Origin of the sequence: Aureispira sp. CCB-E, assembly GCF_031326345.1 — a bacterium.
Taxonomy (GTDB): Bacteria; Bacteroidota; Bacteroidia; order Chitinophagales; family Saprospiraceae; genus Aureispira.
The window spans coordinates 5,795,642-5,819,992 of the sequence record NZ_CP133671.1 but is presented as its reverse complement, the minus strand read 5'-3'; the positions used below and the strand labels follow the sequence as shown (position 1 = coordinate 5,819,992).

23 protein-coding genes and 1 pseudogene are annotated in these 24,351 nt (G+C 35.6%); 20 read left to right on the top strand and 4 right to left on the bottom strand.

The window, feature by feature from the left end:
* The first annotated feature begins 21 nt into the window (after positions 1-21).
* The 3 genes from ung to QP953_RS22730 all read left to right on the top strand — a co-directional run bounded on the left by ung (position 22) and on the right by QP953_RS22730 (position 2,410).
* Positions 22-714: a uracil-DNA glycosylase gene (ung, locus tag QP953_RS22740; RefSeq protein ID WP_052593902.1), complete on the top strand. Its 693-nt coding sequence runs from the start codon at positions 22-24 to the stop codon at positions 712-714.
* 660 nt (positions 715-1,374) lie between these two features.
* Complete coding sequence (locus QP953_RS22735; protein WP_052593906.1) at positions 1,375-1,887, top strand: OmpH family outer membrane protein; 513 nt, start codon at positions 1,375-1,377, stop codon at positions 1,885-1,887.
* A 1-nt stretch (position 1,888) separates the two neighbouring features.
* Entirely contained in the window at positions 1,889-2,410 is a 522-nt protein-coding gene (locus QP953_RS22730; protein ID WP_052593908.1) for an OmpH family outer membrane protein, read from the top strand.
* A 139-nt stretch (positions 2,411-2,549) separates the two neighbouring features.
* Here QP953_RS22730 and QP953_RS22725 read toward each other — a convergent pair whose 3' ends face one another.
* The gene (locus QP953_RS22725; protein ID WP_309553054.1) at positions 2,550-4,046 is read right to left on the bottom strand and encodes an FAD-binding oxidoreductase; all 1,497 of its coding nucleotides are present in this window, start codon (positions 4,044-4,046) and stop codon (positions 2,550-2,552) included.
* Between the two features lie 324 nt (positions 4,047-4,370).
* Between QP953_RS22725 and QP953_RS22720 the strand changes: the two genes are divergently transcribed.
* On the top strand, positions 4,371-4,889 hold the full coding sequence (locus QP953_RS22720; protein WP_063833027.1) for an OmpH family outer membrane protein: 519 nt from the start codon (positions 4,371-4,373) through the stop codon (positions 4,887-4,889).
* 57 nt (positions 4,890-4,946) lie between these two features.
* On the opposite strand, the gene QP953_RS22715 is transcribed toward QP953_RS22720, so the two are convergent.
* Positions 4,947-7,079: a response regulator gene (locus tag QP953_RS22715; RefSeq protein ID WP_309553053.1), complete on the bottom strand. Its 2,133-nt coding sequence runs from the start codon at positions 7,077-7,079 to the stop codon at positions 4,947-4,949.
* Positions 7,080-7,496: 417 nt separating this feature from the next.
* Positions 7,497-9,662, bottom strand: a complete 2,166-nt coding sequence (locus QP953_RS22710) for a T9SS type A sorting domain-containing protein (protein ID WP_309553052.1) — start codon at positions 9,660-9,662, stop codon at positions 7,497-7,499.
* Positions 9,663-10,638: 976 nt separating this feature from the next.
* On the opposite strand from QP953_RS22710, the gene QP953_RS22705 reads away from it, so the two are divergent.
* The 16 genes and pseudogenes from QP953_RS22705 to QP953_RS22630 all read left to right on the top strand — a co-directional run bounded on the left by QP953_RS22705 (position 10,639) and on the right by QP953_RS22630 (position 22,747).
* Entirely contained in the window at positions 10,639-11,157 is a 519-nt protein-coding gene (locus QP953_RS22705) for an OmpH family outer membrane protein (RefSeq protein ID WP_052593919.1), read from the top strand.
* 445 nt (positions 11,158-11,602) lie between these two features.
* Complete coding sequence (locus QP953_RS22700; RefSeq protein ID WP_052593921.1) at positions 11,603-13,237, top strand: S41 family peptidase; 1,635 nt, start codon at positions 11,603-11,605, stop codon at positions 13,235-13,237.
* Positions 13,238-13,322: 85 nt separating this feature from the next.
* Positions 13,323-14,972: a S41 family peptidase gene (locus tag QP953_RS22695; RefSeq protein WP_063833019.1), complete on the top strand. Its 1,650-nt coding sequence runs from the start codon at positions 13,323-13,325 to the stop codon at positions 14,970-14,972.
* Between the two features lie 65 nt (positions 14,973-15,037).
* A complete protein-coding gene (locus QP953_RS22690) occupies positions 15,038-15,388 on the top strand; it encodes a hypothetical protein (protein WP_052593925.1) in 351 nt (116 codons plus the stop codon).
* 77 nt (positions 15,389-15,465) lie between these two features.
* Positions 15,466-15,981 carry a GNAT family N-acetyltransferase gene (locus QP953_RS22685; protein WP_052593927.1) on the top strand — a complete coding sequence of 172 codons (516 nt, stop codon included), beginning with the start codon at positions 15,466-15,468 and terminating at the stop codon, positions 15,979-15,981.
* A gap of 45 nt (positions 15,982-16,026) precedes the next feature.
* The gene (locus QP953_RS22680; protein ID WP_052593929.1) at positions 16,027-16,596 is read left to right on the top strand and encodes a DUF4199 domain-containing protein; all 570 of its coding nucleotides are present in this window, start codon (positions 16,027-16,029) and stop codon (positions 16,594-16,596) included.
* Between the two features lie 134 nt (positions 16,597-16,730).
* Positions 16,731-17,294 (top strand): DUF4199 domain-containing protein, encoded by a 564-nt coding sequence (locus QP953_RS22675; protein WP_052593931.1) that lies wholly within the window; start codon positions 16,731-16,733, stop codon positions 17,292-17,294.
* Between the two features lie 38 nt (positions 17,295-17,332).
* Positions 17,333-18,277: pseudogene (locus QP953_RS22670) on the top strand (glycosyltransferase family 2 protein); the annotation flags it as partial.
* A gap of 112 nt (positions 18,278-18,389) precedes the next feature.
* Entirely contained in the window at positions 18,390-18,839 is a 450-nt protein-coding gene (locus QP953_RS22665; protein WP_052593933.1) for an RDD family protein, read from the top strand.
* Positions 18,836-19,294 carry an RDD family protein gene (locus tag QP953_RS22660; RefSeq protein ID WP_309553050.1) on the top strand — a complete coding sequence of 153 codons (459 nt, stop codon included), beginning with the start codon at positions 18,836-18,838 and terminating at the stop codon, positions 19,292-19,294. The genes QP953_RS22665 and QP953_RS22660 overlap by 4 nt, the downstream gene beginning before the upstream one ends.
* 14 nt (positions 19,295-19,308) lie before the next feature.
* Positions 19,309-19,503 (top strand): hypothetical protein, encoded by a 195-nt coding sequence (locus QP953_RS22655; RefSeq protein ID WP_309553049.1) that lies wholly within the window; start codon positions 19,309-19,311, stop codon positions 19,501-19,503.
* A gap of 37 nt (positions 19,504-19,540) precedes the next feature.
* The gene (locus tag QP953_RS22650; RefSeq protein ID WP_309553048.1) at positions 19,541-19,789 is read left to right on the top strand and encodes a hypothetical protein; all 249 of its coding nucleotides are present in this window, start codon (positions 19,541-19,543) and stop codon (positions 19,787-19,789) included.
* Positions 19,777-20,652, top strand: a complete 876-nt coding sequence (locus QP953_RS22645) for a transposase (protein ID WP_309553047.1) — start codon at positions 19,777-19,779, stop codon at positions 20,650-20,652. The genes QP953_RS22650 and QP953_RS22645 overlap by 13 nt, the downstream gene beginning before the upstream one ends.
* 103 nt (positions 20,653-20,755) lie before the next feature.
* Positions 20,756-21,175 carry an RDD family protein gene (locus QP953_RS22640; protein ID WP_309553046.1) on the top strand — a complete coding sequence of 140 codons (420 nt, stop codon included), beginning with the start codon at positions 20,756-20,758 and terminating at the stop codon, positions 21,173-21,175.
* The gene (locus tag QP953_RS22635; protein WP_309553045.1) at positions 21,172-22,317 is read left to right on the top strand and encodes a glycosyltransferase; all 1,146 of its coding nucleotides are present in this window, start codon (positions 21,172-21,174) and stop codon (positions 22,315-22,317) included. The genes QP953_RS22640 and QP953_RS22635 overlap by 4 nt, the downstream gene beginning before the upstream one ends.
* Positions 22,318-22,369: 52 nt before the next feature.
* On the top strand, positions 22,370-22,747 hold the full coding sequence (locus tag QP953_RS22630) for a TerB family tellurite resistance protein (RefSeq protein ID WP_309553044.1): 378 nt from the start codon (positions 22,370-22,372) through the stop codon (positions 22,745-22,747).
* Positions 22,748-22,815: 68 nt separating this feature from the next.
* On the opposite strand, the gene QP953_RS22625 is transcribed toward QP953_RS22630, so the two are convergent.
* The gene (locus QP953_RS22625) at positions 22,816-24,228 is read right to left on the bottom strand and encodes a hypothetical protein (RefSeq protein WP_309553043.1); all 1,413 of its coding nucleotides are present in this window, start codon (positions 24,226-24,228) and stop codon (positions 22,816-22,818) included.
* Between the last annotated feature and the right edge of the window lie 123 nt (positions 24,229-24,351).

Here is a 24,351-nt window from a genome sequence, read left to right as displayed (position 1 = left end):
ACTTAAAAAATCACCTAAAATATGGCTGCAATAAAGGATGTGAAAATAGAAGCAACTTGGAAAGAGGCATTATCTGAAGAGTTTCAAAAAGACTACTTTGCTCAAATTAAAAGTTTCTTAAAAAACGCAAATGCTGAAGGCAAAACAATTTATCCTCCTGGAAATTTGATTTTTAATGCCTTTAATAAAGTGCCCTTGCCAGAAGTAAAGGTTGTTATTTTAGGGCAAGATCCTTATCATGGTCCTGGGCAAGCACATGGCTTATCTTTTTCTGTTCCTAAAACAGCTAAAATTCCACCATCTTTGCGAAATGTATACAAAGAATTGTTGGAGGATGTGCCTGGTTTTGAAAAGCCCAAGCATGGGAATTTAGAGACATGGGCAGATCAGGGGGTCTTTCTATTGAACGCTTTCTTGACAGTAGAGCATAAAAAAGCAGGTTCGCACCAAAAAATTGGTTGGGCAAACTTTACCGATGCGGTTATTAAAAAAATCTCTGACGAGCGAGATGGTGTGGTTTTTATGCTTTGGGGAAATTTTGCTAAAAAGAAAGCTGCTTTAGTTGATGCTGAAAAACATTTGATTTTGGAGGCTGCACATCCCTCGCCATTGGCGGGACCAGCTTTTTTAGGCAACCAGCATTTTTCTCAAGCGAATGCCTATTTAGAAAAACAGGGAAAAACACCTATTGACTGGATTTTGCCTGTTGAATAGTGATTAGATAGTATGATTGTGTTTTGTCTATACACTAGTCTCTTTTAGTTTTTCTTTTGGTGTCTCAATTAGCTATGAAGCGTTATTATCAATGATTGGTACAATTGCCAAGTGGGGGAGAAATAGAGTATTTTTTTTAAACTTATGTTAAAAGCATACTCCATCTGATAAAAAAGCCCCAACTTTGCGTATTCCTTTTGTTTTTTATTATAAACTTGGCAACAATCTTGTTAGGTATAAGGAGGGAGGACTCAAACCTAAACCTATAAATGGAATTTTGGTTTTGAGAGGGTAAGCACCAAAAAACGCTTGAAAATACTATGAGCTAATTCTGACCGACAGTTAGTTCTTATTATAAATTTTTAATACTCCGTTGATTAGCTTCGCTGCTACTGCGTGGTACTTCGTGAGCGCTTTGCTTTTAGTTAACTTCGCTGCGCTTATGACCTTGGGCTTTTGTGCTACTAGCACAAGCCTACTCGGCAAGCTTAGTTTGGGTTCTACGAAAAATATAAAAAAAAACATCTTGTATTAGATTGATTATTAGTATTTTAACATAAAAATCAATAAAAGGCATCTTGCTGATAATCAGTTTAATAAGATTTTTAAATGGAGTAATGAATTTTCGAACAACTTTTTTAATCTAAATAAAATACTTTTATGAAACAATTATCATTGCTAGTGATTTTGCTGATGTTTGGTTTGTCTACACAAGCTCAATATTCAAAGGTTGCTTATGTTGATATGGAAAAAATTATGAGTTCTGTTCCTGAATACGAAACAGCACAGAGAGAATTGGAACAACAGGCAGAGCGTTGGAGACAAGAAATCGCAAAGGAATACGATCAAATAGAAACAATGTATCGCGAATACCAAACTCGTGAGCCTTTGTTAAGCGATGAAATGCGTAAAACCAAACAAGATGAAATTGTGAATAAGGAGAAAGCAGTGCGTAGCTTGCAAAAAGCACGCTTTGGACCAGAAGGGGAGTTGTTTAAAAAACGTCAAAGCTTGGTAAAACCAATTCAAGAAAAAGTCTATAATGCGATCCAAAAGATTGCAAAAGATAGAAAATACGATTTTGTTTTTACTGCTCCAGATGGTGCTACTTTGATCTTTGCTGCGGATGACAAAGATTTAACAGCAGATGTCATTAAAAGCTTAGGTAAATAAGATGAATAAATATTCTAATTTATTAGCCCATATCTTGTGGATGAATGTGTTGTTTTTTGGGGTAACTTTTGTTGTGCAAGCACAAGGACCAATTGCTTATATTGATACTGATGAAGTCATTAAAGCAATGCCAGAATATAAAAGTACTCAAGTTGCTTTGGAAACATTCCAAAAGCAATTGGTCAAACAATTGGATGCAGAGAAAAAAGCCATTGCCAAATATTATACAGATATCATCGAACAAGTAAAAGTTGGGGCGTTAACTCCTAAACAGCAGCAAGATGCAGAGGTGAAGCTGCAAAAAATGCAGGAAGACTTGGATAAAAATACTTTGGAAGCAGACCGTCAATTACTAGCAAAAGAAAAAAACTTATCGAAACCAATGTATGAAAAATTCGAACAAGGAATTGCTAGTGTTGCCAAAAAAAATGGATATGCTTATGTCTTAGATAAAAAGACTCTAATGGCGTATGGTGGCGGAATTGATGCTACCCAAAAATTGAAAAAAGAATTAGGGTTGTAAATCCTAATAAAAAATTGCTATTTATTGTATTGGTAATTAAACGGATTAATCCTATTTATAAGATAACCACATCTTGCTCTTAGCAGAATGTGGTTATTTCTTTTTCTAAGGAGCTACACAAGATTAGTAGCCATTCATTCTAATAGGATTGTTCTAATAGTGTTGTTGTGTTTGGAGATGGATTAGTTGGTAATGTTTGTAAGTCAAATAATTCATTGAGTAGATTATTTTGAAGCAAATGTTTAGGGTCATACTTTTCTTTTAATACAAGTAGTTGTTCTATTGCCTCTGCATACATTTTTTTGAGAATATTTTTGGGGCAAATTACATTCTTAGTAAGGTGTATTTTACCTTGATATTCATGATAGCAAATACTACTAATCTTTTCTAGCGTTTTTCTTACCGTGTCGTAATCACGCAAAGCAAGCCCTTCAAAGGTCATGGTAAATAAGTAGCTTTTTTGATTGGAGTTGGAAGATGAAAATAAACCCGTTTTGCTAGGAGGAACATGGGCTCCATCTACCATAACAGTATGGAGTTGATGTGTTTTTAGGAGATGCATACAATTTTGAACAAATGCTTCGTACTTCAATCGATCCGTTTCAGAATTCGTTGAACAAGGAATAGCATAGGTCACCTGCAACATATTGAGTTTTATATTTAATTTTCTAGCAATTGCTTTGCTAAATGTATTGGTTTCCATAACAAAAGATGCTTCATAAGGAGAATCAATAAAAATAGCTTCTTCATTGGCTGATTTGCCAATTATCTTGTAGTAATAATCCCAAGATAATTCCGCAATTTTTGGAAAGAAATGCATCAAAAAGTCCCCTATAACACGAGAAGGGTTTTTAATTTGGTGTACCAAAGTTGGATTACGGGCTGTTGTATCTATCCAGTTGTGTTTGGCTAATAAGGTACACAAATTTCCTTTTTTATGATAAAATACAGCACAAGAGCCTTTCCAGTCTTCTTCTTCTCGCTGGTCAAAATTCATTTTAGGGTTTAAGAAGCGAACTCCTTTCGTTCGGTCAAACCTTCTTACAATTGAGCAAAAAGCAGGATTTTTTCCAACATACACCACACGTTCTTCTATTTCAATAACAATTCCTATTGTTCCCATTCCTGTAATAGCACCATAGAATAAGTCTTCATTTTCTGAGCGGCTTGCGTATAGAATGTCTCCATTAGGAATGATAATTTTGAAGGAGATTATTTGGTTAATTTCTTTGCCGTATGTCGCCGTCATTCTAGAGTAGGTATCGCACGAAAAGCTGCCTCCAACAGTTATATTGCTAGCAGTAGGAACAACAGGGGGAACATAGCCTTTTGGGACGATGGTCTTCATGACTTGCCCCCATGTAACACCAGGCTGTGCTAGAATTCGATTGTTTTCTAGGTCTAAGTGTAGTTGATTGAGCTTTTTGCAACAAATAATATGTTGATGCTGAAATGCATTGTTAAAGGATAAACCTGTACCCATAATCGAGTAGCTGATGTTGTTCTTATAAAAATACTTGACCAATTTTTGTAGTTCCTCTACATGCTTAGGCTTAAATATTTTGGCATAAATTTCATGATAACCGCTGTAACTTTTTATTTTTTTTTCTTCACAAAAAGGTATTTGATGAGACATAGTATTGGGACAATTGTATGTTTTGGGAAATGATGTTAAACAATGACAAAAGTCAGCCTTATTGAAGAGAAAGTAAATACGGGATTACCATGATTTAGATGTCCGTAATTTTACGGAGTAATTGCCTATAGTAATTGATTATTAGTTGTTTTTATTGCCTTTGAAGCTGCCTTAGGGTTAAATTTTGTTAAAAAGTATAGAACTAATATTAGGGTATTGTTAAGGGCCATAATATTGTCAAAATAGCCTTTATTTTTACGCTTATTAAATCAAAATAAAGGATCAATATAAATGCTATATGATTCTATCAAAAAAGACATCACAATGAAAAATAGTAAAATTTTAATTGCTTTTTTTACCCTTATTTTATGCTTCCATTGGGCACCCAAAAGTGTTGCTCAAACAATTGCTTTTGTCGAAACAGAGAAAATTGTTCCCGAAATGGAGGCTTATAAAAAAGCAAAGTCAGAAGTTGAAGCTTATGGGCAACAGTTGCAAAAGCTATTCAACAAAAAACAGCAAGATATGGAAGCGTATTATGCTGAAGTAATGGATTCTATAAAAAAAGGGTTGATGACTCCTAGGCAACAACAAGAAGCAGAAGCTAAATTGCAAAAAATGAGACTCGAATTGCAAGAAGATGCTCAAAATTCAGATCGAAAATTGATGGAAAAAGAAGCAACATTAATAGAACCAATTTATAAGGAATTTAATGAAGCAGTTGCCAAGGTAGCGGAAAAAAATAACTATACGTATATACTAGATAAGCAGATGTTGTTGTACTCGAAAGGAGGAATTGATGCAACTGAAAAAGTAAAGACAGTCTTGGGAATTAGTTGGTAATTAGAGATTGCTATACGGCATTTGCCCCCTAAATATAATTGTTGTTTAGGGGGAGGCTTAAACCTCTTTCCATTTTCGAATGATCTGTTCTATTTCTTGAGCAATAACAGGCTTGCTGATGTAATCATTCATTCCAATGCTCAAACATTTGTCGCGATCTTCTTGCATAGCATTGGCTGTCATAGCAATAATAATAAGTTGAGAATGGTTAAGACTGGAGTTATTTCTAATTGATTGGGTCGTTTCGTAGCCATCCATTTCAGGCATTTGAATATCCATAAAAATTAAGTCATAGGTGGTATTTTTAAGTTTTTCAAGTGCCTCTAAGCCATTGCTGCTGATATCTGCTTTATATCCTAACTTTATTAGAACTTTACCGATAACCTTTTGGTTGATAAAATCATCTTCGACAATCAATATTTTTAATGGAATTTGCTTACCAAGTAAAGTGTTGAAAATTGTTGCCTTTTTCCGAGTGGCTTGATCCTCAGATTTTGAAAATATATCGGTGAGCGTTTGTAATAAATGATGTTGCTTTAAAGGTTTTCGGATAAACGAGACAAATAATTTATTGAAGTTTTTAAAATTTGGTTTATTACCAGAACTAAACAAAATTAGAGGAAAAGGAGCTTTGTTTTTTTTGAGTTCTTGTGCCAATTGAATGCCATCTTTTTCAGGCATATAAGCGTCTAATATAGCTAAATCCAAATCCTTTTTTGTTTTAAAAACTTCCATTGCAGCAGCGGCAGAATCTACCACATAGGCTGTTATTCCCCACTTTGTTAGCAGGCGTTTGATCACCCAACGGTTGGTTTCGTGATCATCAACAACTAGTATTTTTTTGTCTCTTAGAGTTCGAATACTAACTTGATCAAGAGGCGGGACTTCTTCTAATCGAGGAACATTGATGGTAAAAGAAAACGTCGAACCTTGTCCTTCTTCACTTTCCACCCAAATTTGACCGCCCATCATTTCTGCCAAAAACTTGCTGATAGCTAGTCCTAAACCTGTCCCACCATATTTTCGTTGGTTGGAATTATCTACTTGTGTGAACGCATCAAACAGTTCGAGTTGACTTTCTTTCGAAATCCCAATTCCTGTGTCTTTAACACTAAACATTAAGTCGATATGATGGTTGGTTGAGGCAATTTTTTTTATAGTAACCAAAATTTCACCTTTATTAGTGAACTTAATGGCATTGCCAATCAAATTAATTAAAATTTGACTAAGTTTTCCGTGATCGCCCAAGATATAAAAAGGAACATTAGGCTCTACCCAATAGTTTAGTTCTAATTTTTTGTCAATCGCTTTTGGCGCATTAATTTCCAACGCTTCTTCGATACATTCGATTAGTGAAAAAGGCTCTTGCAATAACTGATTTTGTCCCGATTCAATTTTTGAAAAATCTAAAATTTCATTAATAATAATAAGCAGCCGTTCACCGCTGATTTTGATAGCATTAAGCAACTCTTCTTGCTCCATTGTTAGCTCCGTATCATTGAGTAAATCTGTCATACCAATAACGCCATTCATGGGGGTTCGAATTTCATGACTCATATTGGCAAGAAATTGTGACTTTGCTTGCGTGGCTTGTTTGAGTTCTTTGTTTTTTTGCTGCAAAATTTTCCGATCTAATTCAAAGCGACTTTTGAGGATATGAATGATTTGCCCTATCAATAAGGTAGTAAGGACTGTGGTAACTGTCATTGCATCTGTCAAACTTTGAGGGCTTGGTTTTGTAGGAAAGATGTTAGGATGTACTTTCTGTATGAAGATAAAGGTTCCTAATGTAATTAACGACAATGTAATACCAATCCAACGATGACGAGGTGGCATTACAATCATAAAGATGATAAAAGCAGCTATAAAAACAATGGGAATATCGCTATAAAAACCTCCTAAATAATACCATAAAAAGGAAATAACGATTAATGTGAAAAGTACGAATGGAAACACCAAAGCTTCAAACCATCCTTTTGCCGTTGACAAGGCATAAATGAGCGCATAAAAAACAAAACAAATAGAAAGTGCTACTTTGGTGACTAATGAAAAACCAAAAATATGTGCTGCAATAAAGAAAAAAATACAAACAAAAGAAGAGTAAAAGTTTACAATATTAAATATACCCTCTTCCAAAGAAAGATTTTGGTGGGTTTTGGGAAAAAAATGTTTTAGTGGAAACTTTGACATGAAAAACTCTTATTGTTTGTTTAGGACAACTTGGGCGAAAAAAATACAGTGGGGGAGATAATCATATCGTTCAAAGGTAAAATAAACAAAAAAATGCGTTTTTGCTTTTCTTTGAACAGATAAATTGAAATATATTTTTGTGTCTAGAAAAAAAACACTCAGAAATTATTAGGTATTCACTTTATGGAGACATCTTGTGCGACCTATATTCCAAAGCCAATTTTTTAGGCAAAAAATAACACCAGTGCTCGTTGATTGGTGAGAGAGGATTATAAGACTTGTTTGGATGTATGGGACAGAAAACTAGAAAAGTGCCATAAAAAAGCGCAAAAATTGACGGACAATTTTTGCGCTACAAATATTTTATTTGTTTGGAATTGATGGCAGTGTTAGAATGTTCTTACAAGAAACAAAACTCTATTGTTTGATCACTTTTTGGGTTAGGTTACCTTGTTTTGTTTTGGCAGTTAGAAAATACGTTCCAGGAGGAATTGTTTCCAAATTGATCGTTTTTTTCTCTAGCATAACTTGCTCGCTTTTAAAGGTCATCAATACACGACCAATTGCGTTGGTCAAAATATATTCTACATCCTGAGCAACATCTAGCTTCAAATCAATTGTCAGTTCTTTGATGGTAGGATTTGGTGTAATGACTAGAGATATATTGGGAGAATTTTCTACCATAGCAATATTGGTTGTCGTAGAATCTGGGGTTAGGTGAATTCCTATGGAAGGCACAAAGTCGGTTCCAAATCCAGACCAATAGCTAGTTGGGCTAGTCGCAGGTACATCTGAGACAATAAGAGGAGCAGGGTTGATAATAGTATCGGGAGCTGTTCTAAAAGTATTCAAAGCATAATTGCTGGCATGAGCTCCTAGCCAAAGACCTGTCTTTAGGGTAACCGAAGCAGGTCCTCCCATTGCAGCAGGTTCTTCTCTAATGGCAATATAATACCAACCATCATCATCTAAACTTGTTAGAGGGTTCCCTATGGCATCGACAAAATTAGAAGCAACACCAACGCCATAACTAGGTGCTGGTAAGGTATCTAGTCCAGAAAGTGTTACTTGATTACTACCAACTAGTGTTAACTCATCCATATCTAGAACCCCATTAGCGGCAATAGCTCCTGACCCATCTCTTAATCTATAAATGTTAACGGCAAGCGTATGCGAGGCAGGGCCAACATAGCCATTATCAATATAGTAACGGAACTCGATAGAGTCAATATTAATGGCATTACTTTGTCCCTTTGGAAAATAATAAACAGATCCCCATTCAAATAATGTAATATTACTGGTTTGTCCTGGAGGTGTTGTTCTTGGGAAAAATGCTCTACTTACTGTCACTCGACCATCTGACCGTAGGGCTCCTTTGGATATAAAAGGTGTGGTCGTTGGTGTAATATCAAAGGTATGGTATACGGTATCGTTATAAGTAAAGGCATCGGCATTGTCATGACTTACCCAATACTTGACACGATAGCTACCTGCACCGTTGTTGCTGATAAAGTTAATATCTTTTAAACCTTTTATAAAAGTAGAACCTGTATACTCGCCTGCCAATAATGTATCTAAATTCATTGTGTCTAAATAGACATTAGGAGTCATGTTATTAGCAAGGTCATAAAAATCAATGGATAAATACATCTTGGGATTATCAGAAGGATAAATGGTTTTGCCTCCATAGTTGATGAGTTTGGCACCCCAAAACCACTCCTTTAGATTGGTAGGATCTATATTGGATAAAGCTCGATATCTGCTGCCTCCAAGTCTAACGATATCCGATTTTCCTAACCTAGATGTATTAAGGGTACTTGGTCGTCCTATTGCAATATCATAATCTGGAGCGATTTCGATGGTAATATCATCTATCATGGCATAGTAATAATAAGTATCGAAAACAAATCGAAGACGGCATTGTGACAAATTACTAACCCCTGCCGTTACATTGGGCATAGGAATGGCAACAAAATCAGCAAATTCTTCTAATTGAATTTCTCTATAATCAAATGGGGCGCTCCATGTTGCTCCATCGTCTGTTGATATAGAAACACTCAATTCATTGGTAGCAGAGTTGTTGGCAGAGTACTTCGAAAAGAACTTAATAACAAGTGCTGAGTCGGTATATCCTGATAAATCAATTCTTGGTGAAATTAGTTCGCCACGATGTTGTCCGGGAGAAGATCCTACTCCAATAGAAGCTGTACTATCATTGTCCATGTAACCTGAATCAAAAATAGCAACACCATTGGTTTGGGAAGGAGATGGCAAGGGTGTTGCTGGGGCGGCAAAAGGAGGGTTGGAATAGTAATCTCTTGAATAGCCGAGTAAGCTTCTTTCCCAAAAAGCATTGCCAGGGCTTGTGCCTCCCCAGTTTTCATAAATAGAAATAGCTGTCCACGCTGTAGAAGAGTAAGGACCAATCGTATCTTGTATAAATGGATTTTGAAATTCTGCATCTGCTACCCCTACAGTAGTTCCGACGCCCCAAATCTTAGTTTGGGCATTCAAATCTAAAAAAGATAGACTTGTTAGTACGAGTGTCAATATACAAGTGAAAAATAGATTAAGTTTAAACATGTAATTACGAATATTGAAGTGATGAATAGAAAATAGACACCTATACTTTTGTGACTATTTTTGTTTGATAATTGAATTTCTCTAGTCTTATCTTGGCTTCGCTATTAGTCGGTTGAAAATGCTGCAAATAGACGGGGATTTTATAGTAGTTATCCTTGGATAAATGGTATTGTTTTGATAATTAATAAAATGATAACCACTAGATAGGGGGCGACATAATGACCAAACTAGTGCGCTTACGTAACATAAGAACTAGTTGAGGATGTAATTAAATAGTGTAGTTAAGTATTTGTCTTTATTAATAGGTGTTTATTGTTGCCTGCAAATTTAATGGATCGTACTAATCGTAGCAAAACAGTTTTGAGTGTATTTTATAAGATTCAGCCTTGTTTTTGTTTTGTTTTTGTATTGATAGTTAGTTGGTTATGTGTGTTTGTTTTTTTGTTTTTTTAAATTTGTATTATTTTATAAGAAACTAGAAGGGAGAAAAAAATAACGGGATGAGTGTATGATGATGAGGAAGTTAGAGAAGATAAGTTTTGCTAAAAGATAAGATTTGAGCTATTTATAAAGCATTAAAAACAAGAGAGATTATCTAGTTATTTTATTGGTTTTTAGGGTTTTATATTTTAAAAGGTATTTTTTTTTAACTTAATTAGGGCAAATGCGCTTGAATCCGTACTTTTGCACACGAAAAAAACTATACTACAAACTGTTTGCTTACGTTAAATATAGTTAAAGTATCCTTTATAGATTTTGTTAGAACTCTCAAAAGGGGCTTTCAAGGGTTGAAATACTCATTGACTGTTACTGTCGTTCCAAAAATGGTACGCAATATGTATATATCAAATTGAAAGATACTTTATCCTTAAAATAAAATCAAAGAGGTAAGGAATTGAAATAAGCTGTTCGAGTTGGGACAGTTTGTGGATGACAACAGATTATAAATTACAAATTAAAATTAAAAAGAACCAAGATGAAGAATGTCTTAAATCTATTATCAGTTTTAACCGTGATTGCATTTATGGCATTGGGTACAACTGCCAATGCTCAAAAAATAGCTTATGTTGATTCTGACGCCATTGTTCCTGAAATGCCAGCATACAAACGTGCTAAATCAGAAGTAGAAGCTTATGGGAAGCAATTGCAAAAAGTGTTAGAAGGAAAACAAAAAGATGCTCAAAATTACTATCAAGAGATCATGGAGAAAGCACAACGTGGTGAATTGACTCCAAAGCAAGAGCAAGAAGCTCAAGCTAAATTGCAAAAAATGCAAGAAGATCTTCAAAAAGAAGCTGCTGATGCAGATCGTAAATTGGCAGAAAAAGAAGGTGAATTAACAGAGCCTCTTTATAAAGAATACAAAGCTGCTTTGGAAAAAGTTGCTAAAGAAAATCAATACAATTACATCTTAGATAAGAAAATGCTTTTGTATTCTGATGGTGGTATTGATGCTACAGAAAAAATCAAAACTGCTTTGGGAATTTCTTGGTAAGTTTTCAAAATGTTATAAGATATTTAAAACTATAGTCCCTTTTGTGAAAGGGACTATTTTTGTTTATATTAGATTCTATTCTCCAATACTTCATGGAAAAGTTGCTAAGCTTATTAAACTTGGTTGGTAAGCATATAGAATGATTAAAAAATTGTCGCTATATTTTGAATTTACTTTAGACTAAAACTAAAACGAAACAAGTAAAGCAATTCACTTCATGAAGTACTCATTCTGCAACTATATAAAAGCGTGTAATTAAACAATATTTCGTAGAAAAATCGTATCCATTTATTTGATGAACTTCGTTTCATGAGTGCTGTGCCGTTGTTTTCTTGTTGTTACGATAGCAAAGCGAGCTCATGACCGCAGCGAGTAACAAAGCGCTCACGAAGTACCACGCAGTAGCAGCGAAGCTAATCTACGAAGTACTAATTAAACTATATATATGAAAAAGTATCTCCAAACTAAATGGCTGTTACTCTTACTCATCGGTGGTGGTGTGGCATTGGCCACTAGTGGTCGATTTCTAAAAATTTCTCAAAGTATGGAGAATTTTGCGGCGGCCTATCGCATTATTAATAATCAATATGTCGATGAAACAGATCCCAACCAACTTATGCGAATCGGAATTGATAGCATGTTGGGGCACATGGATCCTTACACCAACTATTTTTCTGAAGCCCAAATGGTACAGGTGAAAATGGGGGTAAAAGGAGGATGGGATGGTATTGGTATTGAATTGACCAAGAATGATGAACAAATTGTGATCAAAGAATTGGTAGAGGATACTCCAGCGGAAGAGAATGACTTGAGGGTTGGAGATGTTTTGCTTAAAATAGATGGCACAGCATTGTTAAATCGAAAAATAGAGGATGTTTCTCAAACTCTACAGGGAAAAGCTGGTACCAAAGTGACGATAGAGGTAATGCGCCCTTCGACAGGTAAAGTAAGAGAGTTGACCATTGAACGTACTAAAGTAACGAAAAAAAATGTGCCTTACTATGGTATGTTGGATGATGAAACTGGTTATATCGTCTTGACAACATTCTCTCAAAGGGCTGGGGGAAATGTACAAGATGCTTTTAAAGCATTGCAGTCAGAGCACAACCCTAAACAGGTGATTCTTGATTTAAGAGACAATGGTGGTGGTTTTTTGATAGAGGCCGTAAATATTTGTAATATATTTTTAGACAAAGGGAATGAGATTGTTTACACCAAGGCCAAGATTCCTGAGTGGGATCGCTCTTTTAAGACTTTGAATGCACCGATTGATACTGAAATTCCGCTAATTGTGCTAATGAATGGTAGCTCTGCTTCTGCCTCAGAAATTGTAGCAGGGGCGTTGCAAGATTTGGATAGAGCGGTGTTGGTTGGTCGTAATTCATTTGGCAAAGGTCTGGTGCAAAATACAAAAGATATAGGGTATAGCTCTAAGGTCAAATTAACAACGGCAAAATACTATATTCCTAGTGGGCGTTGTGTGCAGGCATTAAATTATAAAGATGGAGTGTCTGTAAAAGTAGCTGATTCTCTGCGTCAAGAATTTGTTACTAAGAGTGGTCGAAAAGTGTACGATGGAAAAGGACTAGAGCCAGATTTTTTGGTCAAAGAGCCTGAAAAAAGTGTTTTGTTAAGTGCGCTTATCAAAGAAAATCTCATTTTTGATTATGCGAATAAATACCGAGACGAGCACGACTCTATTATTGCTGCTAAGGAGTTTAGTTTGTCAGAGGAGGCTTTTAATGATTTTGTCTTATATGCGACAGACAAATGGCTCAAGTATCAAACCAATACGGAAAAAGCATTGGACAAGCTAAAAGCGCAGGCTCAAAAAGAAGGAACTTATCAAGAGTTAGTAGCACAATTTGAGAAGACAGCAGCAAAAATTAAAGCAGAAAAGGCGAATAGTTTCCAAAAAAATAAACTGGAAGTAAAACAGTATTTAGAACAGGAAATTGTCGGTCGTTATTATTATATGACAGGGCAAGTAGAAAACCGTCTGGCTAGGGACAAAGATGTTGCTGAAGCTATCAAACTATTCAAAGATAAAGCACGTTTTGAAAAATTATTAAAACCTTAGCAGACTAGGCACTTAGTCACAAACCTTTCTGATTTTACGTTTTTAATTTGTAAACCTACCTTCCAATCGAAAATAATCTTGTTATATGAACTTGATACATCAATTTAAGAATAAAATAGTACTTAGTTTGATCATGGTATTTGGTCTGCTGGGAATTTCCACAGAACTCAATGATTTTGAAATTGCTAAAAATCTAGAAATTTTTTCTAACATTTATCGTGAGTTAAATACGTTTTATGTAGATGAGGTTGATCCAGAACATTTGATGGAAACGGGAGTAAATGCTATGTTGAATAGCTTGGACCCTTATACGACTTATATCCCCGCTGATGAGGTGGCACAGTTTCGTTCTACAATAACAGGCAAGTATGGAGGGGTAGGCGCTTCTATTCTAAAAGGAAAAGAGCATATTATTATCTCATTGCCTTATGAGAATGGTCCCGCCCAGAAAGCAGGATTAAAAGTAGGAGACAAAATGTTAGAGATCAATGGAAGAAGTGTTGTTGGTGCTAGTATGCGCGATATTAGCACTCAAATGAGAGGTGTACCTAATTCTGAAGTGACAATAAAAGTGGCTCGTGAAGGAGTTGCAAAGCCGTTGTCGTTTACACTAACGAGAGAGGAGATAAACGTAACCAATACTCCTTATTATGGAATGTTAGAAGATAATACCGCCTACATCGTTCTGAATTCTTTTTCAGAAAATGCGGGCAAGAATGTGGCAAATGCATTGACTACACTTAAGGAAAACCACGAGGTAAAAGGAGTCATTTTAGATTTGCGTGGTAATACAGGGGGGCTGTTGACAGAGGCGGTCAATGTCGCCAATGTATTTTTAGACAAAGGATCTATGGTGGTACAAATTAAAGGTCGAGACAAGGCTACACAGCAAGTATTTCGCACGTTAAACAACCCTATTGATAATGAAATACCTGTTTGTGTTTTGATCGATCGTTCTTCTGCTTCTGCATCAGAGATTGTAGCAGGGGCGATTCAAGATTTGGACAGGGGAGTTATTGTTGGGCAACGATCGTATGGAAAAGGTTTGGTTCAGAATACGAGAAATCTGAGTTTTGGTGCTAAGATTAAGTTAACAACAGCTCGTTACTATATTCCTAGTGGTCGTTGTATTCAAGCGTTGCGATATAAAAATGGAAAACCAGAACAGATACCCGATTCGCTCCAAGCTTCTTACGAAACAATGGGAGGACGCACCGTTTACGCTGGTGGAGGAATTAAGCCCGATGTGTTTGTCGATAATACTGCGTTTCTAAAAATTATGTCTACCTTAAACAAAGACTTATACTTGTTTGATTTTGCCGCAGCCTATGAATTGAAAAATAAAACCATTGCGAAGCCAAGTGAATTTGAATTGACAGACGAAGATTTTGAAGCATTTTTGATGTTTTTAAAAGAAAGAGGATATGTCTACAAAACAGAAACGGAAATGTTGTTGGAACAACTTGAAACAAAGGCAGAAAAAGAAGCTTATGCTCAAGTCTTAGCATCTGAATTGGAGGACATCAAAGAGGTATTGTCTACTTCTGGAGAAGAAGAATTGAGGAAACAAAAAGGACGCTTGATGCACTTGTTACAACGTTATATTGTTACCCGTTATTATTACGAAAAAGGCTCTTTGGAAACAGGAGTGCGTTTGGATGAGGAAATTAAGGCGGCACAAACTATGTTGGCGGATAAAACAATTTATGAGCAAATTCTAACTCCTGCAAAATAGCAATTGTTTATGGGGGGATGAGTGAAAATCAGACAGTATAGGACGGCACAATATTAGAAAACAAGATGGAGGAAGTACTTAATCAAAGACATTTCTTAGATGCACCAGTTTTTTTTGATGGATTAGAGCCCGTTGTTCTAGGATTTGGTGGTCCCATTGTTTTTTTGATAATATTTGTAGCTATCCATAGAACTAAACTTGCCAAAAGAGCTTTAATTTTGTTCGCCTTATTGCTGTATGTTTTTTCTGTTTTAACTGGAGCGGCATTGTTCGATGTGATTGGCAATAGACCTTCTGCTTTTGTTGCTGCATTTTGGGCTCCACTTGCGTATTGTGGTTTGGCAACGGTTTTGTTGCGTATCTTTTACAAACCTCCAGAAGTAGAGAATTCAGATTATGATCATCTAATTCATTGATGAAATGATAAGTATGAGGTCATTCACAGCATTGTGAATGGCTTTTATTATAATACCTATTGAATAGGAACAAACCGATGCTAGAAATAAAAAAAACAAATCTATCTCAGTTAAATGAGATAATCAACTTGTATAGAGCTTGTGGACAGAAAATGCTTGAACATGGATTTGACAACTGGGGAGATTTTTATCCACCTGTAGAGCTCATTCAACAAGACATTAAAAGAGAGGCGTCGTTTTCATTGTTGGATGACGAACGATTGTTAGGCGTAATTGTTTTAGATGCAGTACAGCCGCAACAATATGATGCCGTTGATTGGCAGTATCCTAATGAAAGCTGTTTGGTTGTGCATCGTTTGGCAATAGCTGTCGATCAACAACGAAAAGGCTATGCTCAAAAATTGATGCTATTTGCCGAAGAATATGCTCAAAAAAATGCTTACACGGCTATTCGCTTGGACGCTTATAGTATAAATACAGGTCTCTTGAAATTTTATCGACAACTAGGCTATCAAAGCACTAAAGAAACTATATCTTTGGGGACAAAATGGAAACATCCTTTTATGTGTTTTGAAAAGAAGGTACTTGGGTAGCCAATAACATGGTTGCTTCAAGTTGCAAATGATTAAATTAATAGAATGACTAGAAGTACAAGATTAGGGGTGATGGCTGGATTCTTATCCATGATGTTTATCACCTTATTATATGTCATCGATCCAACGTTATTGGTTGATGGCTATGAGCGATTTACATTGTTATTGTTTGTGTTGACAGTAATTTATGCTATACAGCAAGAACGACAGACAACTTTAACCGTGCGAAGTATTGAAGATTTGAAGGAGGAACATCCCGAAAAAATAGACGATAGTGGTGATTTTGCTTCGTTTGGGGAGTTGTTACAAATTGGTTTTAGAACATATGCCATTGCTTATTTTATAAAATTTGCTTTTGTCTATTTCCTATTTAACTATTATGACCCGACTCTAATTGAACTGGTTCGAGATGCTAGTGTAGAGGTATATAAAAACTTCCAAGATTTTTCTAATGATACACAAGAAATCATTGAGCAAAAAATTGCAAAATATAGAGAAGGAGAATTTGGACCTAGCTTGCGTGATCCAATTGGGATTTTGATAGAATTGCTAATTGGGCTATTGGTTGCTTTTGTAACAGCTTTGTTTTTTAAACGAGATCGACCTGATTATTAAAATACTTGTTAGGAATTTTGGCAGCCCGAAAAAGCCTGCTACTATCAAAAGGTTATAAAGTTTAGTAATTAGCTGTGCGGCTAGCTAAGCTTGCGATTTTACGAAGTATAGAAAGTTTAAAGAGAATTAAAATTATGGATATAGTAAAACATGGATTAAAATTTGCCGCAGTTGGAGGGCTTTTGTACCTATTGGGAGTTTATTTAATTCATTTGGGAGGTTTGGATTTTACCTCCATTTCAGAGTGGTGGTTTCGAGGAATTTTGGTGTTTTTTGTTATCTTAAGTATTGTTCTTCGCAAAGGAAGCAACAATGGTTATTTAAGTTTTTTGGAAGGGTTCAAAATAGGAATGATAACTACTGCTTTTTTGGCAATTTTTATAGCTATTAGTACTTGGTTGTATTGTGATTATCTAAATCCAATGTATACGGATAATTATGAACAACAATATAGAACCATGCATTACGAAAAAATGATGCGTCGTTATATTGCTGAAACTTGGAATAGAGATACCATTACACCTGGGGCAATTGATACCATTCAGAGGGGGCTAGATTTGAATATAAACAACCATGTTGGATATTTATTTACGACAGGAGGGCAAGTACAGAGCAATTTTTTGTACAGCTTTTTTTGGGGGATTATGATTAGCTTTACAGTAGCTTTATTGGCTAGAAATGTAAAAGAGGAAGTTTGATGCAGTACCAGATTTATTAAAAACGAACCAAAATACAGATGAATCCAAATATATCAATCGTCATTCCATTATTAAATGAAAGCGAATCTTTGCCAGAACTAGAAGCTTGGATTCGGAGGGTGATGGAAGCGAATCATTTTTCTTATGAAGTCATTTTTATAGATGATGGAAGTACCGATAACTCATGGGAGGTAATAGAAGGGCTAAGGCGTTTAAATCCTAATGTTAAAGGTCTGAAGTTTCGTCGAAACTACGGTAAGTCGGCAGGGCTAAGTGAGGGATTTAAAGCAGCCACAGGAGATGTGGTGTTTACCATGGATGCAGATTTACAAGATTCTCCCGATGAATTGCCCGAAATGTATCGAATGGTGACGGAAGAAGGCTATGATTTGGTTTCGGGATGGAAACAAAAGCGTTTCGACTCGTTTATCAAAAACAATACCAGCAAAATTTATAATTGGACGACCCGAAAAATGTCTGGCATTCAATTGCATGGCTTTAATTGTGGATTAAAAGCTTATCGAAAAACTGTTGTTAAAAATATAGAAGTATACGGTGAAATGCATCGTTATATTCCTGTTATTGCTCATAATGCAGGTTTTACTAAAATCGGCGAAAAAGCAGTCAAACATCAAGCTAGAGTACATGGTGAGACTAAGTTTGGACCAGCTCGTTTCATCAGAGGACCATTAGATTTGCTTTCAATTATGTTTGTTGGTCGTTTTGGGAAGCGTCCCATGCATTTATTTGGTCTTTGGGGAGGTATTTTATTTGCACTAGGATTTGTTTCGGCAGCAATTATAGGTTTTACCAAATTGTATTATTTGGGACAAGGTGCTCCAATGCCTCTAGTGACCAATTCGCCTTATTTTTATATTGCCTTGACTTGTATGATTATGGGAACCCAGTTGTTTTTGACTGGCTTCTTAGCTGAATTGGTTGCTCGAAATGCACCGACAAGAAACCAATATGGCGTTGATCAATTTCTTGGATTGGATAAACACAAAACGATGGGAAAGGTTAATTTAGACGTGCTAGAAGCTCTTTTGGAAAAGCAAAGAACTTTAATACAGGAAGATTTGAAAAAATAAATAAATGGAAGGAGATGAATTGTTAGATGATAATCAAACTTCTTTGTTTGAAAACCAAATGGTTCATGCTTCTTTTAAACAACGATTGTTGGCAATGGGAATTGATGTATTCCTATTAATGAGTGTGTATGTTTTGTTTAGTGATTTGATCTTGATAATGACCGAATCCTCTTTTTTGTACCAATACTTACAGTTGCTATCTTATCTTGGTATTGCTTGTTACTTTGCGATAGGAGAGAGTAGTCTACGGCAAGGGACGATTGGCAAGCAATGGATTGGAATAAAAGTAGTCGGTCATCAAAAACATCGAATAGGATTTGGGCATGCTTTGGCAAGATTTGTTGTCAAACTGTCGTTAAGTCCGATTTTATTAGTGCTTCTACTAACCAATAAGACTCAAAATTATGGGGGCATTCTAGGAACGTATGTAATAGAGCATAAAAATCAAAAATGAATACGGAATTACTAGACGACTTAGATTATTTAGAAGAAGCATCCAAAACGCAAATTTATATTGGCTTTTGGACACGCTTAGGAGCTGCTCTTTTAGATTTAATCATACTTTCAATTATACACTCATTTTGGAGTGCTATCCTTGGAATGGTAGGTCTTGTAATACCAACGATTATTAATGAAGTAGACTATTTTGGAACTGCAGCAATTTCTTTTTTGTATTTTCCACTGATGGAGTCTAGCAAGTGGCAAGCATCTATTGGCAAGCAAATTTTTGGAATAAAAGTAGTTGATTCAAAAGGAGAAGGCTTGAATTTTGGACAGGCATTGCTTCGACTTTTGGCAAAAGGGTTGTCTTGTAGCATTGCTTATCTTGGTTTTGTTATGATTGCTTTTACAAGCAAAAAAAGAGGCTTGCACGATTTAATTGTAGATACTTATGTTGTGGAGCAATAAAGAAGGTAATTTTTATGAGTGATGAGTTATTGGATGAATGGTCGGTAAATCATACTTTGCCCAAAGAAGAAGCACAATTGATTTCTGTGGGAGCAACATTGCGTATGATTGCTTTCTTTTTTGATTTTTGCAAACGTACACTTTTGAAAAAAACGAGAAAGTTGATTGAAAAGTCAGGAATAAAAAATAGGTTAGTGTATTTATTATAAAAAAGTGTTTTAGCGGACACAATAAATAGCACTAACCATGAAGATCAAAGATATAAAAAAAGCATTAGAAAATGCACAAGGAGGAGAGTTAAAAGGTAATGCATCAAGGAGATTAGCAACCCTTTCAATAATGATTTATAGCCTTTTAAAAACAAATCATAGTCGATTAACCAACCTCTCTAAGGTTGTTTGCCCCGATCTTGATTTCCAAAGTCGAGTAAAGAAATTTAAACGTTGGGTAAGTAATGAATATATAGATACTGAGCATTTTTTTTGCCATTTTTAGCTAAGATACTAGAGAATCTAGCTACTCGTAAACAAGCAGTATTTGCTATAGATGGAAGTCCTGTTGGAAATGGCTGTGTTTGCTTGATGATTAGTTTGGTTTGGCGTAAAAGAGCAATTCCCCTGTGTTGGTTAGTTCGTAGAGGCAAAAAAGGTCATTTCCCAGTTGAAATGCATCTTGAGTTATTAGAGAATTTTTCTAAACTACTACCTCAAACTTGTAAAGTGACACTTTTGGGAGATGGCGAGTTTTCAAAAATAGAATTATTAAACTTTTGTAAAACCCAAGGTTGGGATGTTGTTTGCCGTACTGCTAAAAATAGGTTAATTAGATTTAAGGGTAGAGATGAGAAAATAACACTAGGTGCTTATTTATATCCTAGTGAAGGAACACAGACAAATTGGATTCCGAATGTGCTTTATACCCATAAAAAGTATGGTCCTATTCACGTTTTTTGTCATCATGATCCTAAACATAAAGACCCTTGGTATTTAGTTTCGAATATAGATTATCCACCCGAAGTAATCCGTTTATACAAAAAACGATTCAGTATAGAAACCTTATTTGGAGACTTAAAATCTAGAGGTTTTAATATTCACAAAAGTAAATTAAGAGCACCAGATAGAGTATCTAGACTTTTAATAGCAGTTTGTTTAGCCTATTTATTCACTGTTTTAGCAGGTTTAAATTCAAAAAAAGTTGACCTTAAAACCTTAAAGAAAATATGTAGACAAGATCAACCTTCCCATTTTTCTATCTTTTGCATAGGCAAAATGTTGTGGGATGCCTATTTTGAATTTCACGATTTTTATTCCGATATTTTCAAAGAGCTTCTTCTCGATTTAAAAAGTGTACGTTTCTGAATTTTGATTTAACAATAGTTCGTTGAAAAACTTTATTAGTTTGATAATTAATAAATTATGATTTTAATGCATTCTGTGGTAAGATTTTGATAATCAAACTAATATGGATGTGCTTTTTTGTCTTTTTGGTAAAAAAGTAAAAAATCAACGAACTACTAATTTAATAGTAATCATCATTATTAGTGTATTTATTGCTGGTTTGGATAGTATTATTAGCCTAATTTTGCCTAGCAGCAGTGCGCTTTTAATTCATGAAATTTTGTATTATGGAAGCCTATTGCTTTATTATCCTTTATTTGAATCAAGTAAATTACAGGCATCCGTTGGAAAATTTATCGTTTCTATAAAAGTGGTTAATAAAAAAGGAGAACGGATGACTTTGTTAAGAGCATTGGGACGCCTAGGAGCTAGTATAGTTGCAACCATAACGTTTTTGGGTTTATGGATGATTGTATTTACCGATAAACGAGGTATGAATGATATTATTAGCGAGACCTATGTTGTTAAAAATGAAAAAAAATGAAAATAGTTATTATAGGTCCAGCACATCCTTTGCGTGGAGGACTGGCAGAGTTCAATGAGCGGATTGCAAGAGAGTTTATAGAGATGGGTGACGACGTACACATCGTGACGTTTAGTTTGCAGTATCCTAATTTCCTTTTTCCTGGCAAAACACAATACTCAGAAGAACCTCAACCTGTTGATTTGGATATTGACGTTGCTATGAATTCCGTGAATCCTTTTAACTGGCTGGCTATTGGCAATAAAATCAGAAAGATGCAACCAGATTTGGTAGTCTGTCGATTTTGGTTGCCTTTTATGGGACCTTGCTTGGGAACGATACTAAGACAGATAAAAAAGAACCGACACACTAAAATTGTCTCTATTATTGATAATATAATTCCACACGAAAAACGAATTGGAGACAAGACCTTTGCGAAGTATTTTGTCAAACCCGTAGATGGTTTTGTGGTGATGTCTCGTTCTGTAGAAGCCGAGTTGCAAGCATTTATTACCCAACAACAAAAGGTAGTATATATTCCACACCCTATCTACGATAGTTACGGAGCGCATTGGGATAAAAAAACGGCTTGTGCGGCGTTGAACATTCCTTTTGAACAGCCTTATTTGTTGTTTTTCGGATTTATTAGAAAATACAAAGGACTGGATATCTTATTAGAGGCAATGGGGGATCCTAGGATTCGAAATTTAGGCGTCCGATTAATTGTGGCGGGAGAGTTTTATGATAGTGAAGCGGTTTATCGAGAATTAATAGAAAAGCACAATCTACACGATTTGCTGATTTTGCGAACAGATTATATTCCTAAAGATGAAGTAGGCGCATATTTTGGAGCCGCAGATATGGTGGTTCAGCCGTATAGAACGGCTACTCAGAGCGGTATTTCTCAACTAGCTTATCATTTTGAAGTCCCTATGTTGGTGACCAAAGTAGGAGGTTTGCCAGAAGTCGTCGAACACAATAAGGTAGGTTATGTCGTCGCTCCTAATAATGCAACGGAAGTCGCAGATGGCATTGTTAATTTTTATCAAAATAACCGAGCTGCTGAATTCAGAAAAGGGGTGCAAGCACGCAAAGCCGATTTCTCTTGGGCAAGTTTGATCAATGGAATAAAAGCGTTGATGTCGCCTAGCAACGACAAATAGTTTTATAATAAGATAGGATTATACCAATACCCAATCATTAAATAAAATAGAAATGGAACACAATCACGAAAAATTATACGAAGCATTTGGAGAACTACTTTATGTCGTAGCAATGGCAGATGGTTTGATTCAAGAAGAAGAAATTAGTGCCTTAGAAAACGTTTTAGCAGAACATCCTTGGGCAGCAGACATTAAATGGTCTTTTAATTATGAGCGTAAAAAACAGCGCCCAATAGACGAAATATATGCCAAAGTACTCGACTATTGTACCTATGCTGGTCCTAATCCAGAGTATCAGAATATGATTGACGTAATGGAGGCGATGGCAAAAGCTAGTAATGGGATAGATGAAGAAGAAGAGGAAGTAATGGAAGGGTTTACCACTACATTGATTCAAAAATTTAAAGCGGATATAGAAGGCATTCGATAACAAGCGAACAACTTGAACTTCTAATGCTACTATCTGGAGCATAGAGGTTCAAGTTGTTCTACGATTGATTATTCATCAGCTCCTTTGTCTAGGTCTAAGTCCATTTGCTTTTTTAAATCATCCAAAGGATTGGGTTTTTCAATAACAGAGGTAGGAGGTGAGGAAGTATTGGTGTTGTTTGTATTGGCATTGTTAGTAGAACCTGTATCCTGATGATGGGCATCCGAGGTTACCACGGTAGTAGCAGGCTGTGTTGTTACTACTGTTGTCGCAGGTTGTTGTGCTGCCATCATATATACAGGTTGTACGTTATTCTTAATATCATCGCTGTTGGTGGAATTGAATAAGCTAGAGATAATTCCTTGAATGCTAGACATAATGTCAAAAGTGAAGGTATCGCTATAACCAACAAAAAAAGCAACCAATAATGGCAATAAATCGTTTTGACTTTTGCCTGTTAAGACCAAACTAAACAACGCTAAATAAATCGCTGCTCCCATAACTATTCCCAAGACAGGGCGAATGATAACCCATTTTAGAGGATCGCCAAAGTTGTAAATAGGCTCTTTGTAAAATTGTGTTAGCATGGCTGCGAAACTCCCAATAAAACTCCAAATACACACACCTAAAGGAATGCCTAATAATGGATAATCTTTAATACTTTTCCAGCTGACTTCCATTTTATATAAGGTAAACAGTAGAATGATAAAAGCCAATAAGATAAGTGCCATTCCAACCAAGAAACTTCTTTGAGTCCTTTTAGCCCGCTCTTCATCTTCCTTTTTTAAGGCAAGGATGCGTTTCTCACTTTCTTTCATCTCGTTAAAGATGCTAATCATATAAACCGCAGAACTAATAGAGGCTTTGGCATTGTCATCGTTATCATCCGCATTATTTTTTTTATCTTCTAAGATCATCTTTTGTTCAGAAGCTTTGATTTGGTTGAGTTCTACTTCTGCTTGATCATAAAATTCTTTAAATCCAATTTTATTGACAATAACCGTAATTTGCTCATCCATTTGCATGGCTTTGTCTGTGATTTCGGGAAAAATAGCATCGATTCTTACTCGATCAAAAGCAAGTTTATCTGTAATAATTTGTAGTTCGGTGACCGTACTTTGAGTAATATTGCCACGTTCCAACTCGTTGAGTTCTTCCAAGAGTTGATTGTATTCATCTGCTTTGTTTAGATACTCTTTTTGGTAGGGTAATTCAGCACTTTTAGCATTCATCAAAGCTTTGTGCAAATGACGCAAGTTGGATAAGTTTTCTCGAATGTCTTTTATCAATGCATTGGCACGGGTTTCCACATTGGCATCACGCCCAGGTACTGAAGTTTTGCTCCAATTTAGACTCTTTTTGAGAACAGGCTTAGGTGTTTTGGTTTGCTGCACATTCACAGCAGGAGCCACTTGTTGGAGTATAATGGGTTGTTGCACTTGCTGCATTTGTTGTAGTCTGTTGGGATTGTTCGTAGGCATTGTTTGTGGTTATTAATGGTTTGGTAAATGGACAAAAAAGGAGATTGGCTTTTATCAACGACTATTCAAGTTAATAAAAAAGAGAATGTATAGCAATAGTAACCCACTAATTTTTTGTTTTAT

Bases quoted from the DNA above. Each gene is read 5' to 3' on its own strand.
- QP953_RS22685 (WP_052593927.1), top strand. From the start codon at position 15,466: ATGCTAGAAATAAAAAAAACAAATCTATCTCAGTTAAATGAGATAATC.
- QP953_RS22710 (WP_309553052.1), bottom strand. From the start codon at position 9,662: ATGTTTAAACTTAATCTATTTTTCACTTGTATATTGACACTCGTACTA.
- QP953_RS22715 (WP_309553053.1), bottom strand. From the start codon at position 7,079: ATGTCAAAGTTTCCACTAAAACATTTTTTTCCCAAAACCCACCAAAAT.
- QP953_RS22680 (WP_052593929.1), top strand. From the start codon at position 16,027: ATGACTAGAAGTACAAGATTAGGGGTGATGGCTGGATTCTTATCCATG.
- QP953_RS22630 (WP_309553044.1), top strand. From the start codon at position 22,370: ATGGAACACAATCACGAAAAATTATACGAAGCATTTGGAGAACTACTT.
- QP953_RS22730 (WP_052593908.1), top strand. From the start codon at position 1,889: ATGAATAAATATTCTAATTTATTAGCCCATATCTTGTGGATGAATGTG.
- QP953_RS22735 (WP_052593906.1), top strand. From the start codon at position 1,375: ATGAAACAATTATCATTGCTAGTGATTTTGCTGATGTTTGGTTTGTCT.
- QP953_RS22720 (WP_063833027.1), top strand. From the start codon at position 4,371: ATGAAAAATAGTAAAATTTTAATTGCTTTTTTTACCCTTATTTTATGC.
- QP953_RS22675 (WP_052593931.1), top strand. From the start codon at position 16,731: ATGGATATAGTAAAACATGGATTAAAATTTGCCGCAGTTGGAGGGCTT.
- QP953_RS22700 (WP_052593921.1), top strand. From the start codon at position 11,603: ATGAAAAAGTATCTCCAAACTAAATGGCTGTTACTCTTACTCATCGGT.
- ung (WP_052593902.1), top strand. From the start codon at position 22: ATGGCTGCAATAAAGGATGTGAAAATAGAAGCAACTTGGAAAGAGGCA.
- QP953_RS22625 (WP_309553043.1), bottom strand. From the start codon at position 24,228: ATGCCTACGAACAATCCCAACAGACTACAACAAATGCAGCAAGTGCAA.
- QP953_RS22635 (WP_309553045.1), top strand. From the start codon at position 21,172: ATGAAAATAGTTATTATAGGTCCAGCACATCCTTTGCGTGGAGGACTG.
- QP953_RS22725 (WP_309553054.1), bottom strand. From the start codon at position 4,046: ATGTCTCATCAAATACCTTTTTGTGAAGAAAAAAAAATAAAAAGTTAC.
- QP953_RS22705 (WP_052593919.1), top strand. From the start codon at position 10,639: ATGAAGAATGTCTTAAATCTATTATCAGTTTTAACCGTGATTGCATTT.
- QP953_RS22650 (WP_309553048.1), top strand. From the start codon at position 19,541: ATGAAGATCAAAGATATAAAAAAAGCATTAGAAAATGCACAAGGAGGA.
- QP953_RS22660 (WP_309553050.1), top strand. From the start codon at position 18,836: ATGAATACGGAATTACTAGACGACTTAGATTATTTAGAAGAAGCATCC.
- QP953_RS22655 (WP_309553049.1), top strand. From the start codon at position 19,309: ATGAGTGATGAGTTATTGGATGAATGGTCGGTAAATCATACTTTGCCC.
- QP953_RS22665 (WP_052593933.1), top strand. From the start codon at position 18,390: ATGGAAGGAGATGAATTGTTAGATGATAATCAAACTTCTTTGTTTGAA.
- QP953_RS22690 (WP_052593925.1), top strand. From the start codon at position 15,038: ATGGAGGAAGTACTTAATCAAAGACATTTCTTAGATGCACCAGTTTTT.
- QP953_RS22640 (WP_309553046.1), top strand. From the start codon at position 20,756: ATGGATGTGCTTTTTTGTCTTTTTGGTAAAAAAGTAAAAAATCAACGA.
- QP953_RS22695 (WP_063833019.1), top strand. From the start codon at position 13,323: ATGAACTTGATACATCAATTTAAGAATAAAATAGTACTTAGTTTGATC.